The organism is Hyphomonas sp. L-53-1-40 (assembly GCF_000682775.1).
In the GTDB taxonomy this organism is placed as follows: domain Bacteria; phylum Pseudomonadota; class Alphaproteobacteria; order Caulobacterales; family Hyphomonadaceae; genus Hyphomonas.
In genome coordinates, this window is sequence record NZ_AWFI01000015.1 from 136,380 (window position 1) to 151,754 (window position 15,375).

A 15,375-nucleotide genomic window follows, 5' to 3' on the forward strand; every position below is an offset into this window, starting at 1 on the left:
ATTGAAAGGCTGCCTCATGCAAACCATTCTGATGACAGGCTTCTACATCGCGCTTGCGGCGCTGGTAATCGTTCTGGGGCTCGGCATCGCCAATCTGGCACGGACCGATGACAATCAGGCAAGCCGTTCCAACAAGCTTATGCGCCTGCGGGTTCTGGTACAGGCTATCGTGATCGCGCTGCTCGTCGGTCTAGGCATGGTGGTTGGTGCCATCAAGATAGGATTCTGAGGGCAACAACATGGTCAAGCTCGACAAGATTTACACGCGCTCCGGAGACAAGGGAAAGACACGCCTCTCGACGGGTGAGCCTGTTGATAAATGGCACCCGCGTGTTGTGGCCTATGGCACGGTGGACGAGACCAATGCCGCCCTCGGTGTGGCCGCGCTCAAGGCCGAGGGTGATATGCTTGCCGCCATCCGCCGTATCCAGAATGACCTCTTTGATCTCGGCGCCGACCTTGCCACGCCAGAGCGGGGCAAGCCGCTGGAATGGACTCCGTTGCGCATCATTGAAAGTCAGGTGCAACGACTGGAAACTGAAATTGACGCGATGAACGAGCACCTCGCGCCGTTGGACAGCTTCATTCTGCCGGGCGGCAGCGAACTCGCCGCGCATTTCCACGTCGCCCGTACGCTGTGCCGCAGGGCTGAGCGGGAAGTGGCGGAAGTATTTGCGATGGAAGACGAAATCGTCAGCCCTGAGGCGCTCGCCTATATCAATCGCTTGTCAGACTGGATCTTCGTCGCGGGCCGTGTCGCAAACAATAATGGCGCAGATGACGTGAAATGGGTGCCCGGCGCGAACCGCTAGGCGCGCTGCGTGTCCCGGACTTCTGCCATCAGGTCGAAGAGTTCGATAACGGGCGTGACTACGCCGTCGCCACGATATTCCCGATAGAGCGTGTCCACATTGACAGCGATCCGTTCGGCGTCGCCCCAGCTTGAATAAGCTCCGAGTGCAATATCCATCGCGGCATCGCGCACGCTGAGGCCAGCCTCGAAACGCTTGCGGGCTTCGGCGTCCACGAATTTGAGATACTCAGCCACCCGTCGCACCCCAGCCTTGTCGGTGACCGGACCATGACCAGGCACGATAACATCAACATCCATGTCGCATATTCGGTCGCAGGCGCCGACCCAGTTGGAGACCGGGCCAGCCCACATCAGCGGTGTGCCATCGATGAATAATATGTCGCCGGTAAAGACAGTCTTGTCGCCCGGCAGGTACACCAGCACATCGCCGGCCGTATGGGCGGGGCCGACTTCGATGAGCTCGACTGCCTTGTCACCGACCTTGATATCCATCTGGCCAGAAAAAGTCTGAGTCGGCGCGCGTTCTTCCACACTATCGAAATCGAACGGCGCAAAGACGTCGGCAAAATAGCTGCCGGCAGACCCGAGCTGTCCGCCGAGCTTTTTGAACTGGGCAAGCATGGCAGGCGGGACTTCGATCATTTCCCTGGCGCTGGCCTCTGATGTAATTATCTCCGCCTGCGGACAGCAGCCATTGCCATGGCAGTGATCGCCATTTGCGTGCGTATTGACGATGACACCAATGTCCTCTGCGGCAAGACCGGTCGCATCCTGCATCGCACCCAGCATGGTGCGGGTGAGCGGCATGTCGAACAGCGTGTCCACGAGCAGAGACTGGTCACCATCCCGGATCAAACCAGCATTGGACCAACCCCATCCGCCATCCGGCTGCAGCCAGGCATAGAGCCCGTTTCCCAGATCCTTCAGGCCATGTGTGTAGGTCCAGCGTTCAGCCATCATGTTCTCCCGTCCTCGCCCGCATCAAGTCAGGGAATGGACGGGAGGGCAAGGGTCAGAACCGATCAAGCAGACGGCGGAGATATTCGCGCTCTTCCTCGTCATCGGATTCATTGTAGCGTTGGCGCAATTCTTCCAGGATGTCCTTGGCGCGCTGGCGTTCGGTGGCGTCCGGAATGCTGACCTCTTCACCATTGTTTCCCGGCCCGCCCGACGGACGCCCAAATGGGTCGCTTTGCTGGGCGTCCTGTCCGTTGCGTTCTCGCTCCAGCTTGTCGAGCCGTTCTGCGAGGTCACGGGAAATTTCAGACAAGGCATTTGTTGCCATTTCCTGATTACGTGCCGCCCTGCGCTCATTGCCACGCTCAAGCGCATCTTCAGCCTGTCTCTGGGCGCGCCGAATATCTTCCAACGCGTCCGTATCGATCCGGCCTTCCAGGGCGTTCTCGCCCTCGATTCCGGCGCCCAGACCCTGTTCGCGGGCGAACTCCTCAACCAGCCGTCCCAGCCGGGCTTGTCGCTCGGCAAGTGACTCCGATTGTCCGGGCCCTGTACCTTCGCCCTCATTGCCTTCGGCAAATTCGCCGCCGCCGCTACCGGGGCGTTCGCCGTTTTCCTCGCCGCCGCCTTGTGGGGCTTCAGTCTGACCGCTACCGGCTTCTCCGCCACCGGGTTGACCGGAATCCTGTCCCTGCTGCGTGCCAGACTGTTGCCCGGACTGCTGACCTGGCTGTTGGCCGCCCTGTTCCTGTCCAGACTGGCCGGGACGCTCGCCGCGTTCCTGGGCCAGCGTGTCATCATTCAGCTGGCGCTGTTCCCGCAGGATTTCCGACAGACGCCGCATGGCATCGGTCAGTTCCTGTTCTTCGGGCGGCAGGTCTTCCTGTTCGCCATCGGCTTGCTGACCGGGCATGCCCGGCATGCCACCCGAGCCGGACTGACCCTGCTGGAATTCGAGATTCTGCAGCATGTTCGTGATGTCGGACAACAGCTGCCGGGCCTGGTCCGTTGCGCCGGTCTCCGTGAGGTCCTGCAGCGCATTCAGCATGTCTTCGAAATCCTGCCCGCCGAGATCGGGCCCACCGGACATCGCTTCCTGATCCATCTGCATTTGCGGCTGGGGGGTTGGCAGCGAGGTATTCGTTGGCCGCATCACGGAAGGCTTCCATCCGCTGCTTGATCTCACCTTCAGAGGCCCCGTCCCGCAAGGCCTGCTCCAGTGCACGCCGCGCCGCTTCCAGCCGTCTCAGGGCATCTGCAGCGCTGCCATATTCCGCGCGTAGAGCCAGTGCCCAGAGCAGGGGGTCAACCTGTTCGGCCTCATCCTTCGTGGCCGCTGCATCCAGAATACCCTTGGCTGTCCGAAAGGTAAGGTACACGCCCTGATCGCGAATGTAACGCTCGCCTTTATAGGTCATGGCATCGAGCATCAGGGCGGCCTTCTGGATATCAGGCGGCGCGGTCCCGAGGCGGTTTGACGCCGTGACATTCAGTGCATCCTGGCGCAATGCGTCTTCATTCTTTGCCAGCTCTGCATAGTCGCGAGGTTCGCGCAGCACAGTCACACGCACTTCCTGAGCAACGCGCGCGATCGGATCGAGAAACAGTTTTTCCGGCAGCTTGAAGTCGACCGGTTCGCTCAGGCCGGTCTGTCCCGCCCCATCTGTGGCGACCAGGCGCAGCGTCACCGGCATACCAGCCCAGCGATGACGGGTCAGGTCCAGTTGGGTTATGTCCTCGGCCGATGTCGGCGCCGCACCAGATAACGGCACGGCGACATGGTCTGCTTCATTTGGCGCGGCTGGATTTGGGGTTTGCAGAGTGATCCGCAATTCCAGGGCCGAGACGCCATAGTCATCAGAAATCGACCAGGAAATTTCGGTCCGGTCTTGCCGGCCCATTTCAGGCGCTTTCACGAAGCGGGCCTCAGGGGCCTCATCAGGCGAGGTCAGTAGGCGCCAGCTGGCGCGCTCGCCCCACCAGTTTACCGACAGGCGCGTGTCTTCCATGATCCGGGCGCGGGCTTCAAAGGCGCCATCGGGGGTCGGTTCGAATTTCTGCTTACGTGTCGCTTCGCCCTTCAGAACCAATTTCGGCGCGCTATGCGCTTCGGTGCGCAAGGTGACTTCCGAGCCCTCCGGCACGCGGACATTTTGCAATTCCGGAGTGAGGAAAATGGGTGCGCGGCCCGTGTGTTCAGGGGGCGTGATCCACGCTTCGACCACCATGCCGTCTGCACCAACCAAAGCGCCATAATCTGGAAACAGGGCGCGATGCAGGCGGGCGCTCGCATCCGTACCCGCAAAAACACCCATCAGGACCAGAAGCGCCGGAAGGACCGCGCGCATCCAGTATGGATCAAGGCGGCTCCACTCGCGCGATAGAGACGGCAGTTTCAGGCGTTGGGCTTCTTTCAACAGGCGCAGGCGATGCTTCTGCCACAGCTTCTGGGATCCTCGGCTCGCGCTCGCCGGGCGGTCGGTTAGCGACGAGACAGGCCGCAGGTCTGACTGTCGGTCGAGCAGGCGAGCTGCATCCTCGCGGCTGACAGGCGTATAGCGCCGTCCACCTTGCAGGATGAAGAGGATAGACCCGCCGAGAAACAGGATCGTCGCCACAGCGGCCATGGCCGAGCCCATGCGATCAATGACGCCCGCCAAGGCGATGGCGAGAAAGATCGCAACAAAGGTCAGGAAGGGCCAGAGCGCCTTGAAAAAGGCGTAGACCGTCAGCTTCCGCCGCGTGGCGGAAACCTTGGCGTTGAGCGCCTTCATGCCTTCTTTGTGAGCCAATCAGGAACCTTTTCGAGGGCGATCATTTCTTCAAAGTCCGGGCGGCGACGGATGATGTCAAATGACGATCCATTTACCAGCACTTCCGGAACCAGCGGTCTTGCATTGTAAGAGGATGACAGCACAGCGCCATAGGCACCTGCAGACATGAACGCGATTCGCTGACCGGGGCGGACAGCAGTCATCTTGCGGCCTTTGGCAAATTTGTCGGTCGACTCGCAGATCGGGCCAACCACATCGTAAGTCTTGCGCTCTGCGCCTGCACCAGCCTGATTGAGCGGCAGAATGTCGTGGTGCGCATCATAAAGCGCCGGACGCATGAGGTCGTTCATGCCTGCATCAATGATCAGGAAATCCGTCTCCGGCGCGGCTTTTTCATAAAGAACCGTGCTGAGCATGACGCCTGCATTACCCGTGATCACGCGACCGGGCTCTAGAATGACCTGAACGCCGAGATCCTGTGTTACCTCAGCGATCATCGCCGCGTAATCAGATGGCGGGGCTGGCGCGTCGCTGTCCTTGTAGGGGATGCCCAACCCACCGCCGAGATCGATCCGGCCGATATCATGACCGGCCTCGCGCAGGCGCTTGGTGAGGCCCACGACCTTTTCGAACGCGGCGCGCATCGGGACAAGATCGCCGATTTGGCTGCCGATATGTACATCAACGCCCACAATCCGGATGCCGGGCAGGGTGGCGGCTTCAGCATAGAGGTCTTCCGCATCGCTCCACGGCACGCCGAACTTGTCGCCTTTTTTGCCGGTAGAGATATTCGGATGACCGCCGGCCGCGACATCCGGATTGACCCGGATGGCCACAGGCGCTTCTGTGCCGGTCATGCTGGCAACCTCTGACAAGCGCCGAAGCTCTGCGGCACTTTCGACATTGAACTGGTGAATGCCTGCACGCAGGGCCAGCTGCATTTCCTCGGCGGTCTTGCCGACACCTGAGAACACTATCCGCTCGGCCGGGATGCCTGCCCTGAGGGCGCGCTGCAACTCGCCGCCGCTGACCACGTCTGCGCCGCAGCCTTCGCGGGCAAGTGTCGACAGGACGCCAATATTGCCATTCGACTTTACCGAAAAGGCGATCAGGCAATCCTGCCCCTCAAACGCCGCCGCGATGACGCGGGCATGTCGCACCAGGGTTGCGGACGAATACACATAACAGGGTGTGCCGACCTCATCTGCAATCTTGTTGAGATTCACGCCCTCGCAATGAAGGCTGCCATCCTGATAAGTAAAGTGGTGCATGAACTACTCGATTTCGCCGAGCGCGCCATTGTCTATGGGCGTCGTCGGTTTGGCGTCTGGGATGACGCCGCCCCATTGATTGGTGATCGGGCCGTCTGGTTCGGTTGTGTCGAGTTCCGTTGCCACCGCGACCGGTTCAACCGTTTCGACGGGTGCAACGGCTTCGACGACCAGAGTCGTAGGCTGGCTCTGGCATGCGGCGGCGAGGCACAAGGCCGTAATGCCGGCGATCCATCGCGCGGCGGAGATTGGCTTGGGTAATTTCATGGAATGCTTCCTACGCGCCGCCGAGCAATTCATCATCGGCTCCGGTATCGCTGCCTTCGTCTTCACGGTCCGGTAGGCTTGGCAGATTGTTCTGATTCTGGTCCGGCAATTCAGCAGGTTCCAGACCATCAGTTTGCTCACCCCAAAGTGGGTCTGGGCGTTTCAAATCCCCGGTCAGGCCACACGCGGCCAGATTGGCAGATGCGAGCAGCGCCGCGGCGAGAAGAAGGGGGCGTTTCATCAATGACTACTCCAGTCGAAGTCTCTGTTTCCACTGTGCCACTTGTTCGGCAACGCGAACAGGGCTTGTAGCGCCATAAGATGTCCGAGATGAGGCAGACGCCTCAACTGTCAGCACATCAAATACCGCATCGGTAATTTTGGCGTTCACGCTCTGCATGTCGGCCAATGTCAGATCTGACAGATCGCAGGCTTTCTCCTCAGCCTTCGCGACCAATTGGCCAGTGACATGGTGGGCATCCCGGAAGGGAAGGCCGAGCTCGCGGACCAGCCAATCGGCAAGGTCAGTGGCCGTCGAAAATCCCTTCGCGGCTGCCGCGCGCATATTCTCGGGCTTGAAGTTGATCGTCTCGATCATGCCGGTCATGGCACGAACACAAAGATTATAGGTGTCGAATGCTTCAAAGGTCAGGCGCTTATCGTCCTGAAGGTCCTTTGCGTAGGCCAATGGCAGGGCTTTGACCGCGCCCTGCAGGGAGCTGTAGAGGCCGGTAATCAGGCTGGCCTTGGCACGGATCAGCTCGGCGGCATCCGGATTGCGCTTTTGGGGCATGATGGACGAGCCGGTCGACCAGGCGTCGGTGAGCTGTGCAAATCCGAACTGCGCACTGGTCCAGAGCACAATCTCTTCGGCAAGGCGCGACAAATGCGTCGCAGCGATAGACAGGGCCGCCAAGGCCTCCAGCGCAAAATCGCGAGCCGACACCGCATCCAGCGAATTGGCCATGGGGCGGGCAAAGCCCAACGCTTCCGCCGTCATGTCTCGGTCGATGGGGAATCCAGTGCCAGCCAGCGCCGCAGAGCCCAGCGGGCACTCATTCAAACGCTCGGCACAATCGAGCAAGCGCGAGCGGTCGCGTTCCAGCATTTCGGCATAGGCCAGCAAATGATGGCCCAGTGTGACGGGCTGTGCGGTCTGGAGGTGCGTGAAGCCCGGCATCACGGTTTCTGTATTCTCGCCGGCGCGACCGACCAGAGCGCTCTGCAGGCCAGCGACCAATTGCATGGCCTCGTCGAGTGCGCCGCGGGTCCAGAGGCGAAAATCGGTGACGACCTGGTCATTGCGCGATCGCGCCGTGTGCAGTCGACCTGCGGGTTCGCCAATCAGCTCCTTCAGGCGCGCTTCGACATTCATATGAATGTCTTCGAGCTCCCGGCGGAAAGGGAACGATCCGTTCCTTAATTCCTCGGCAACCGTATCAAGGCCGCCCTGAATGGCTTCATTGTCGGCCTCGGAGATGATGCCCATTTCAGCCAACATGTCAGCATGGGCGCGGCTGCCGGCGATATCTTCAGCGGCCATCCGGCGGTCAATGTCGAGGGATGCGTTGATTTCTTCCATGATGTCGGTCGGGGTCGCGGCAAAGCGTCCGCCCCACATTGTCTGGCCTTTGCCTGTCGTCACTGCCATATCCCTTCAAACTCGTGTTGGAGACCGCGCCCCATGACCCGTCTGGCCTATATCGCCCTCTTCTTGATCGGCCTGATCGCAATTGTCTATGCGCTGATGAGCGCAGGGGGTGGAAAACCTTCAGAAAACAGGTTGGAAGCCTATGCGAGAGGCGAAATCGAGAAACTTGATTTCGCTCAGGCTGGAACATCCGCCTCAAACGCGCCCTTCTATCTGGAAGACGGCTCAGCCGTTTCGCTGGATGCGTTCATGGGGAAAGTTGTTCTGGTGAATTTCTGGGCCACATGGTGTGCGCCCTGCGAAAAGGAAATGCCGTCGCTCGGAGCGCTTCAGACCGCGCGGGGCGGGGACCGGTTTGAAGTGGTTGCGATCAGCGTTGATGCCCAGGAAGACCTTTCCCATGCCGCGCAGCGCCTCGGTGAACTGGGTGCGAGCAACATCACGTTCCACAGCGCAACGCCGGAACAGTATGAGATCGTTTACGATAGTGGCGTTCAGGGCTTTCCCACGACGATCCTGTACGATGCGAGCGGCGTGGAGATCGCGCGTCTGGCCGGGGATGCCGACTGGAGTTCTATCGAAGCGGTCGGATTTATTGACGCGCTGCTAAAGAATTGAGGCTGCCAGTCGGGCCCGGGCGATCTGGGTTCCCATGGCCGGTTCAGGCGCAACCGCATCGACCATGACCGGACCGTCGCCGGGCCACATGCGGACCAGCAATTCCAGTTCCAGCACCAGGTCATCCGCGCCTTCCATATTACGGGCCACGTCGCGCGCGGTCGCCGCATAGCCATATGCCGCTTGATAGGCCGGGGCGCGGTCAATCGCGGCATCAATAACGCCGACCCCATATTCGTCGCCGCAAAGTTCCAGCAGGAAGAGAACAAGATCCAGCTGTTCGAGACCTGTCGCCTCCAGCGTCTCGGCAAGGTTGGCCTTGGCGGCGATGAGCGCGTCTTCAACGTCCTCTGCAGGTGTTCCGGCTGTTGCGGCGGCGTGGACAGTCTCATAGACGCCGGTTTCGAAGCCAAATTCGCCAAATCCGTCGCGTTCCGACTGGGTTTCAAGCGACACCGCGTGATTGAGTTGCGCCGCTGCGAGGTCTGGTGCGCCCGCGCGGTAGAGTGCCAAGCCCGCCTCGATATGACCGGCGAGTACAGCGACGCGCTTGTCTGCCGTCAGGATGCGTACGCCGACGGATGTGCTGACTTCATTGCCTGTCAGGGCGCGGTCCGTTTCGATTTGCAGTGAATTTTCTGGTGGTGCAGTTTCCGGTGCCGCCGTGCGGGCCGGGGCCGGGTCATTGCAAGCGGACAGGGCCGCGTTACCAAGCAGGACAGATGCGGCAGCGGCCGTCTTCCGGGAAATCATTTTTGGCGTGGCTCCTGTCGTACGTTCTCAGCAGAACCTAGAGACAGGAACGCTACGGGGCAATGCAGCGGCCTGCTTCGCAGAACTACGGGCTGACTTGGCCAGATGTTGTCGATCTACGGTGCAGGCTGCACCAGTCTGGCTTTGGAGCACCGCCATCATAGTCCCAGACTTGGTGACTGCCTTCGGCCACAAGGCGCGTGGCGAGATCTTCACCATCGATGCTGATATCAACGACGAGCCGCTTGTATCGGTCGAGACCATAATCGCGTGTCACAGCTATTTCCTTGCCACGAGTCAGTTCGATCACCCTTTCCTTGGCGATATAACCTTGTTCGCGTTCGGCTTCGCAGTCGGCCCCGCCAAGCTGTTTCAGACTGCGCGTCTCAGGCGCGTCGACACCATGCAGGCGGAATTTGGTGCCGTCTGGCAGGCGCCCGGAATCGCCGTCGGACCAATAGACGAGGCCGTCCTGTTCGATAGCGGCCTGAGCTGCCAGCGCGGCTGCGCCGCCGAGGCCGGCAAGGATCGCCACGGAATACAGGACAGATTTAACTTGAATGCCGCACAACATGTTCGTGCCTCCTGAAAGTGTGAGGCGCACGCTGGCGATGGCGGGTTAAGCGAGGGTTAACCGGTCAGATGTGGGGTCGGTTTTGGAAATAGGGGCCAAACGGAAAAACCCCAGCCAAAAGGCTGGGGTTTTCCACTGTACGCATCATGCGAAGCGAAGAACGCTTACATGAAGCCTTTGAACTTGTCTTTGAAGCGCGAGACGCGGCCACCACGGTCGAGCATCTTGCCGTCGCCGCCGGTCCAGGCCGGGTGTGATTTGGAATCGATGTCCAGAACAAGGCGGTCGCCTTCGCTGCCATAGGTGGAGCGCGTCTGATATTCGGTTCCGTCTGTCATCACTACGGTGACGAAGTGATAGTCGGGATGACCTTCTTTTTTCATGGCCTTCGCCTCTCTTGAACTCTAAGGACAACCGCGCTGCCATCGCTTGGGTGCGCGGGCTTGTCTCAGCCTGTTTTCGAAGTGGCGCGTGTAACTGAAAGACGCGACCTCTGCAAGAGGCTGCTGGCAGGGAATCTGAAAGGACTTATAGACGGGCATGACCGATACAGACAGCTCCTTCACAGAAGACCGCCGTGCAACAGAACCAGCAGGCGGCGAAGCGATCAACCGGCCCAAGGCAAAGTCGTTGAAACCACTGGCCTTGCTGATGCCCTATGTCGCCCGTCATTGGGTGACCGTGTCCATCGCACTCGTATTCCTGGTGGCGGCGGCGGCCGTTAGTCTCGCGATACCTTTGCTGCTCGGCAGCGCCGCGGATGCGGGCCAGGCCGCGCAGGGCAGCGCCGAGGAATTGTTGGCGCTGGTCGACCGCGCATTTCTCTGGGTTGCGCTGGCGGCCATTCTGTCAGGCGTGCTTGGCGCGATCCGGTTCTATTTCGTGTCGCGCTTTGGCGAACGGATTGCGGCCGATCTGCGCAAGGATCTTTATGCGCACCTGCTGAAACTGTCGCCCCGCTATCATTCGCAGATGCGGTCTGGCGAGGCGGTGTCGCGCCTGACAGCAGACATCACGCTGATCGAAACCTTTCTTGGCTCGTCGGCGTCATTGGCCGCACGGACGCTGCTGACCACCACGGGCGCGCTGACCATGATGCTGGTCGTGAACTGGAAGCTCGGCCTCACCTTGCTGGCCATGTTGCCGGTGGCCGTTCTGCCCGTCATGGCGATTGGCCGGGTGATCCGGAAGATGTCGAACCGGGCGCAGTCACGACTGGCGGATGCGGGCGCGGAAGCTGCCGAGGCGCTAGACGCAATCGAACTGGTTCAGGCCTATAATCGGGAACAAAGCCGGCTGGGAGCATTTACCGAGGCGGTCGAGGCGACGTTTGATGCGGCGATGCGCCGGATCGGGGCGCGGTCGCTGATGATCGTTTTGGTCTCTGTGCTGCTGTTTGGCGGCTTTGTGGGTGTGCTCTGGATGGGTGCGCGGGCCGTCGCAACTGGGTCCATGAGCTTTGGCGATCTCGCCTCCATGGTGCTCTACGCGCTTTATGCAGGATCGGGCTTTGGCATGCTGGCGGAAGTCTATGGCGAAGTCATGCGCGCGGCCGGCGCGGCCGACCGTGCCGCTGAAGTGCTGAACGCTGAACCCGAAATCACCGCACCAGAAAACCCTGTTGCCCTGCCGGGCAAGGTGACCGGCGCGCTTGCCTTTGAGGATGTTACTTTCCGCTATGGCGATGAAGCTGTCTCGGCGCTTGATCATTTCTCCCTGTCGGTAAAGCCGGGCGAGTTTGTGGCGCTTGTCGGGCCGAGCGGTGCAGGCAAGACGACGGTCTTTCGCCTTGCCTTGCGCCTGTTCGATGTGCCGTCAGGCACGGTCACGCTTGACGGAGTTTCAGCCATGCAGGCTGATCCGCGTGACTGGCGTCAGCAATTTGCCTATGCGCCACAGGAATCGGCGCTGTTCACAGGCACTGCAGCGCAGAATATCGGCTTTGGTACCGACACGCCTGACGAGGCCCTGCTTGAGCAGGCTGCTCGCATGGCTGAAGCGTTTGACTTCCTGGTTGAAAAAGACGGCCTTGCGACGGATCTCGGCCAGAAGGGGAGGAGCCTGTCAGGCGGCCAGCGTCAGCGCATTGCGCTCGCCAGGGCGCTTGTGCGCGATGCGCCGGTGCTCCTGCTGGACGAAGCCACCTCAGCGCTCGATTCCGAAAGCGAAGCGGCTGTGCGCCGGGCCATTTCCAACGCCGCCGAGGGCCGCACGACACTGGTGATCGCACACAGGCTCTCCACCGTGCGCCGGGCTGACCGGATCATCGTGATGGAACATGGACGCATCGTCGAGGAAGGCAGTCACGAGGAACTCGTGTCAAGGGGCGGCCTGTATGCCCGCCTTGCCGAATTGCAGTTTGCAGAGGGTTGACCCACCTATTTCTTGCGGAGTTTCTTGACCTTGCCATCAATCGTGAACGCGAAGGCAAGTGACAGAACCAGCGGCACCCAGATGGGCAGTTCTCCCAGCCCCGGCGCATCCAGCGCCGCCGCGAGATGATCGTCTACGCACCACCATAACAGCCATAGCCACATATCTTTGTTCCCTTCATCAAGACCCTGTATTTTCAATATAGGGAGCTCGACAAAAGAAATATAGCAAAACGCTATTCTGCGGCTTGCAAGACGGGCGGCTTGCTGGCGGCCTCTTCGGCCTTTGTGAAATCCATCACGCCATCGGCGATTGGCCCGCGGCGCAGGTTCTTGACGTCAGCGCTGTAGTTCTGGTGCAGCTTCCACGGTTTTTCCGTGTGCTGGCGGGGGAACTGGTCCATGACGCGTTGGAAATACCCGGATGAGAAGTCCACGAACGGTTCAGTTTGGTTGGGATACTGCTCAAGTTTCGGCATGGCCGACGTGTAGCCATGCTGGTCCATGTAGTTCAGAAGGCGGCAGACATATTCAGATGTCAGGTCGGCCTTCAGGGTCCATGAGGCGTTGGTGTAGCCGAAGGTGACCGCCAGATTTGGCATGTTGGAGAGCATCACGCCCTTATAGTTCAAGAGCCGTCCAGCATCGGTGCGGGTGCCATCAACGGACACGTCCACGCCATTCATGAACTGCAATTGCAGACCGGTCGCGGTGACGACGATGTCGGCCTCGATCTCCTTGCCGGATTTCAGCTTTATCCCGTTGGGGGTGAACGTCTCGATGTGATCGGTCTCGACGCTCGCCTTGCCAGACTTCAGCGCATTGAAAAGATCGGAATCCGGCACGAGGCATAACCGCTGTTCCCACGGGTTATAGGACGGATTGAAATGGGTCTCGACTGGATAGTCCGGGCCGAGTTCTTCTTTCACCATGCCGATTAGCCGCTCGCGGGCCTTGTCGGGATTTGAACGGGTCTGTTTGAAGAAAAATTGCTGCAGCAGGACATTCCGCCAGCGGATGAAGGAGTAGGCCCAGCTGTCAGGCAGTATCTTGCGCAGGAAATTGGCGAACTTGTCTACCGCCGGGCGCGAAACAACATAGGTTGGCGAGCGCTGGAGCATGGTGACGTGCGCAGCCTTGTCGGTCATGGCAGGCACCAGTGTCATGGCGGTCGCGCCAGATCCGATGATGACGACTTTCTTGCCGGAATAGTTGAGGTCTTCCGGCCAATGCTGCGGATGAATGAATTGGCCCTTGAAGGCGTCTTCGCCCGGGAAGTCCGGCCGATAGCCCTCGTCATAGCGGTAGTAGCCGCCGCACATGAACAGGAAACGACACGTCGTGATTGAACGCGCACCAAATTCATCCTCGTGCGTCACATGCCAGGCTTGGTCGGGCGTGGACCAGTTGGCGGCGACGATGGCCGTGTTGAATTTGATGTGGGGTGTGACGCCATATTCGTTGGCGGTGTCCGCGACATATTTCCGGATCGAAGGCCCATCGGCAATGGCCTTCGCTTCGGTCCACGGTTTGAAGTTGTAACCGAGCGTATGCATGTCGCTGTCAGATCGAATGCCCGGATAGCGAAACAGGTCCCAAGTGCCGCCAATTGCGCCACGCTGCTCGAATATCTGATAGCCGAGGCCTGGACACTTCTTTTCGAGATGAACCGCGGCGCCGATGCCGGAAAGGCCCGCTCCGATGATGAGAACGTCGGTATCGGTATGTATCATGACTGCTTCCTGCCCATTTTTTCAGCCTATAAGGCCAAAAAATGACGCGGGTGTCACGATCTTTCTGGTGTCAGGAGGCCTTGCCGCTACGGAAGGGTTTAGTCCGCTTTCCGCGCGAAGGCCGCAGCATGGCGCAGCTGCTGTTCGATCAGCGGATGGAGCTCTTCATTGGCTGCCAGAACCGAGCCGGTCTTCATGAAGTCGCCGCCATCGATTTCGGCAACGGTTCCGCCCGCTTCGCGCACCAGCACGATGCCTGCAGCAATGTCCCAGGGTTTCAGGTCGCGTTCCCAGAATCCGTCAAACCGTCCCGCGGCGACGTAAGCGAGATCCAGAGCTGCGGAGCCATAGCGGCGGATGCCAGCGCATGCAGGCGTCATCGCAAGCATTTCGCGGGCAAAATTCGCGTGCATTTCTTCGGCTTTGCCGTGCCAGGGCGTTCCGGTGGCCACCACAGCCTCATTGAGGCGGGTGCGAGCGGCAACACGCAGCTTGCGGTTCTCCAGCCATGCGCCGCGTCCGGTCTCAGCCCAGAAGATCTCGTTCTTCGCGACGTCATAGACCACTCCGGTCAACAGCTTGCCTTCGCGCTCGAGCGCAATGGAGACAGCATAGTGCGGCTGGCCGTGTAGGAAGTTCAGCGTACCGTCGAGAGGATCCACGATGAATCTGTTCGACTTGTCTGTGCCTTCGACAATGCCCCGTTCTTCCATGACAAAGCCATAGCCGGGCCGCGCCTTCGCGAGCGCTGAGTAGATGATCTCTTCGGCGCGATGATCGGCGTTGGAGACAAAGTCTGCCGGGCCCTTCTTGGACACTTGCAGATTTTCGACTTCGCCGAAATCACGGGCAAGCGAACGGCCAGCTGCACGTGCAGCGGCGATCATGACGGTGCCAACGGGGGAGGGTTTGGACATGGGAGTTCCTAGTCGGAGCGACGGAGATAAGTGGAATCGGCTGTCTGGACGACAATGCGTTCGCCGGTGCCGACAAAGGGCGGAACCATGACCCGGACGCCGCCGTCACAGATTGCGGGTTTGAAGCTGTTGGCAGCCGTCTGGCCTTTCACAACCGGCTCGGTTTCCTGAACTTCGAGGATCACCTGTTCCGGCAGATCAACACCAATCGGCGTCTCGCCATAAAACTCAATGGAGACGGTCATACCGTCCTGCAAGAAAGCGCCCTGGTCGCCGATAAAGTCTCGCTGGATCGCGATCTGTTCGAAGCTTTCCTGGTCCATGAAGGTGAAAGCGTCATCGTCCGCAAACAGGAATTGATGGTCTTTCTGCTCCAGACGGACCTTCTCAACGGTCTCGGAAGAACGGAAGCGCACGTTCGATTTCGACCCATTCAGCAGGTTGCGCAGTTCAACCTGATTGAACGCGCCGCCCTTGCCTGGCTTGACCGAAGCCGTCTTCAGGGCGCGCCAGACCGTGCCGTCATGTTCGATGACGTTGCCGGGTTTGATTTCATTGCCGTTGATCTTGACCATTGGGGCGTGTCCTTTTGAAGGTTTGGCGGGGGCGTAAGCCTTTGGCCCGAAACGGTCAAGCGGGCGGAGTGTTAATGCGGGACCGGTTGATGCAGGGTT

At 60.0% G+C, this 15,375-nt stretch carries 17 protein-coding genes and 1 pseudogene; 4 read left to right on the plus strand and 14 right to left on the minus strand.

The annotated features are described in order from the left end of the window. Window positions 1-16: 16 nt before the first annotated feature. Window positions 17-229 (plus strand): twin transmembrane helix small protein, encoded by a 213-nt coding sequence (locus tag L53_RS09820; RefSeq protein WP_034814710.1) that lies wholly within the window; start codon window positions 17-19, stop codon window positions 227-229. Window positions 230-239: 10 nt separating this feature from the next. Then, window positions 240-812 (plus strand): cob(I)yrinic acid a,c-diamide adenosyltransferase, encoded by a 573-nt coding sequence (locus L53_RS09825; protein WP_034814712.1) that lies wholly within the window; start codon window positions 240-242, stop codon window positions 810-812. Here the strand turns inward: L53_RS09825 and L53_RS09830 are convergent. The 7 genes and pseudogenes from L53_RS09830 to argH all read right to left on the minus strand — a co-directional run bounded on the left by L53_RS09830 (window position 809) and on the right by argH (window position 7,704). Continuing rightward, window positions 809-1,771: an MBL fold metallo-hydrolase gene (locus L53_RS09830; protein WP_051607852.1), complete on the minus strand. Its 963-nt coding sequence runs from the start codon at window positions 1,769-1,771 to the stop codon at window positions 809-811. The genes L53_RS09825 and L53_RS09830 overlap by 4 nt on opposite strands. Window positions 1,772-1,826: 55 nt before the next feature. After that, window positions 1,827-2,924, minus strand: coding sequence for a DUF4175 family protein (locus tag L53_RS16805; RefSeq protein ID WP_084333312.1), 1,098 nt, complete (start codon window positions 2,922-2,924; stop codon window positions 1,827-1,829). Next, window positions 2,914-4,545, minus strand: a pseudogene (locus L53_RS09835) (DUF4175 family protein); the annotation flags it as partial. The gene L53_RS16805 and the pseudogene L53_RS09835, both read right to left, overlap by 11 nt. Next, window positions 4,542-5,816 carry a diaminopimelate decarboxylase gene (lysA, locus tag L53_RS09840; protein WP_034814717.1) on the minus strand — a complete coding sequence of 425 codons (1,275 nt, stop codon included), beginning with the start codon at window positions 5,814-5,816 and terminating at the stop codon, window positions 4,542-4,544. The pseudogene L53_RS09835 and the gene lysA, both read right to left, overlap by 4 nt. A 3-nt stretch (window positions 5,817-5,819) precedes the next feature. After that, window positions 5,820-6,083, minus strand: coding sequence for a hypothetical protein (locus L53_RS09845; RefSeq protein ID WP_034814719.1), 264 nt, complete (start codon window positions 6,081-6,083; stop codon window positions 5,820-5,822). Between the two features lie 10 nt (window positions 6,084-6,093). Beyond that, window positions 6,094-6,324 carry a lipoprotein gene (locus L53_RS09850; protein WP_034814721.1) on the minus strand — a complete coding sequence of 77 codons (231 nt, stop codon included), beginning with the start codon at window positions 6,322-6,324 and terminating at the stop codon, window positions 6,094-6,096. A 6-nt stretch (window positions 6,325-6,330) separates the two neighbouring features. Then, window positions 6,331-7,704 carry an argininosuccinate lyase gene (gene argH / locus L53_RS09855; RefSeq protein ID WP_084333353.1) on the minus strand — a complete coding sequence of 458 codons (1,374 nt, stop codon included), beginning with the start codon at window positions 7,702-7,704 and terminating at the stop codon, window positions 6,331-6,333. Between the two features lie 63 nt (window positions 7,705-7,767). Between argH and L53_RS09860 the strand changes: the two genes are divergently transcribed. Then, on the plus strand, window positions 7,768-8,352 hold the full coding sequence (locus tag L53_RS09860) for a TlpA disulfide reductase family protein (RefSeq protein WP_084333316.1): 585 nt from the start codon (window positions 7,768-7,770) through the stop codon (window positions 8,350-8,352). Here the strand turns inward: L53_RS09860 and L53_RS09865 are convergent. The 3 genes from L53_RS09865 to rpmE all read right to left on the minus strand — a co-directional run bounded on the left by L53_RS09865 (window position 8,341) and on the right by rpmE (window position 10,062). Then, window positions 8,341-9,105, minus strand: a complete 765-nt coding sequence (locus tag L53_RS09865) for a hypothetical protein (protein WP_051607789.1) — start codon at window positions 9,103-9,105, stop codon at window positions 8,341-8,343. The genes L53_RS09860 and L53_RS09865 overlap by 12 nt on opposite strands. Before the next feature lie 85 nt (window positions 9,106-9,190). After that, window positions 9,191-9,679: a thermonuclease family protein gene (locus L53_RS09870; protein ID WP_034814725.1), complete on the minus strand. Its 489-nt coding sequence runs from the start codon at window positions 9,677-9,679 to the stop codon at window positions 9,191-9,193. Between the two features lie 164 nt (window positions 9,680-9,843). After that, window positions 9,844-10,062 (minus strand): 50S ribosomal protein L31, encoded by a 219-nt coding sequence (gene rpmE / locus L53_RS09875; RefSeq protein ID WP_034814727.1) that lies wholly within the window; start codon window positions 10,060-10,062, stop codon window positions 9,844-9,846. A gap of 157 nt (window positions 10,063-10,219) precedes the next feature. On the opposite strand from rpmE, the gene L53_RS09880 reads away from it, so the two are divergent. Then, window positions 10,220-12,052 (plus strand): ABC transporter transmembrane domain-containing protein, encoded by a 1,833-nt coding sequence (locus L53_RS09880; protein WP_034814729.1) that lies wholly within the window; start codon window positions 10,220-10,222, stop codon window positions 12,050-12,052. 5 nt (window positions 12,053-12,057) lie between these two features. Here L53_RS09880 and L53_RS17140 read toward each other — a convergent pair whose 3' ends face one another. From L53_RS17140 to efp, 4 genes are all read right to left on the minus strand, one after another. Next, window positions 12,058-12,216 carry a hypothetical protein gene (locus tag L53_RS17140; protein ID WP_198019785.1) on the minus strand — a complete coding sequence of 53 codons (159 nt, stop codon included), beginning with the start codon at window positions 12,214-12,216 and terminating at the stop codon, window positions 12,058-12,060. Between the two features lie 71 nt (window positions 12,217-12,287). Next, entirely contained in the window at window positions 12,288-13,784 is a 1,497-nt protein-coding gene (locus tag L53_RS09885) for an NAD(P)/FAD-dependent oxidoreductase (RefSeq protein ID WP_034814731.1), read from the minus strand. Window positions 13,785-13,882: 98 nt separating this feature from the next. Continuing rightward, a complete protein-coding gene (locus L53_RS09890) occupies window positions 13,883-14,701 on the minus strand; it encodes an inositol monophosphatase family protein (protein WP_034814734.1) in 819 nt (272 codons plus the stop codon). An 8-nt stretch (window positions 14,702-14,709) separates the two neighbouring features. Then, entirely contained in the window at window positions 14,710-15,276 is a 567-nt protein-coding gene (gene efp / locus L53_RS09895) for an elongation factor P (protein WP_034814737.1), read from the minus strand. Window positions 15,277-15,375 lie beyond the last annotated feature (99 nt).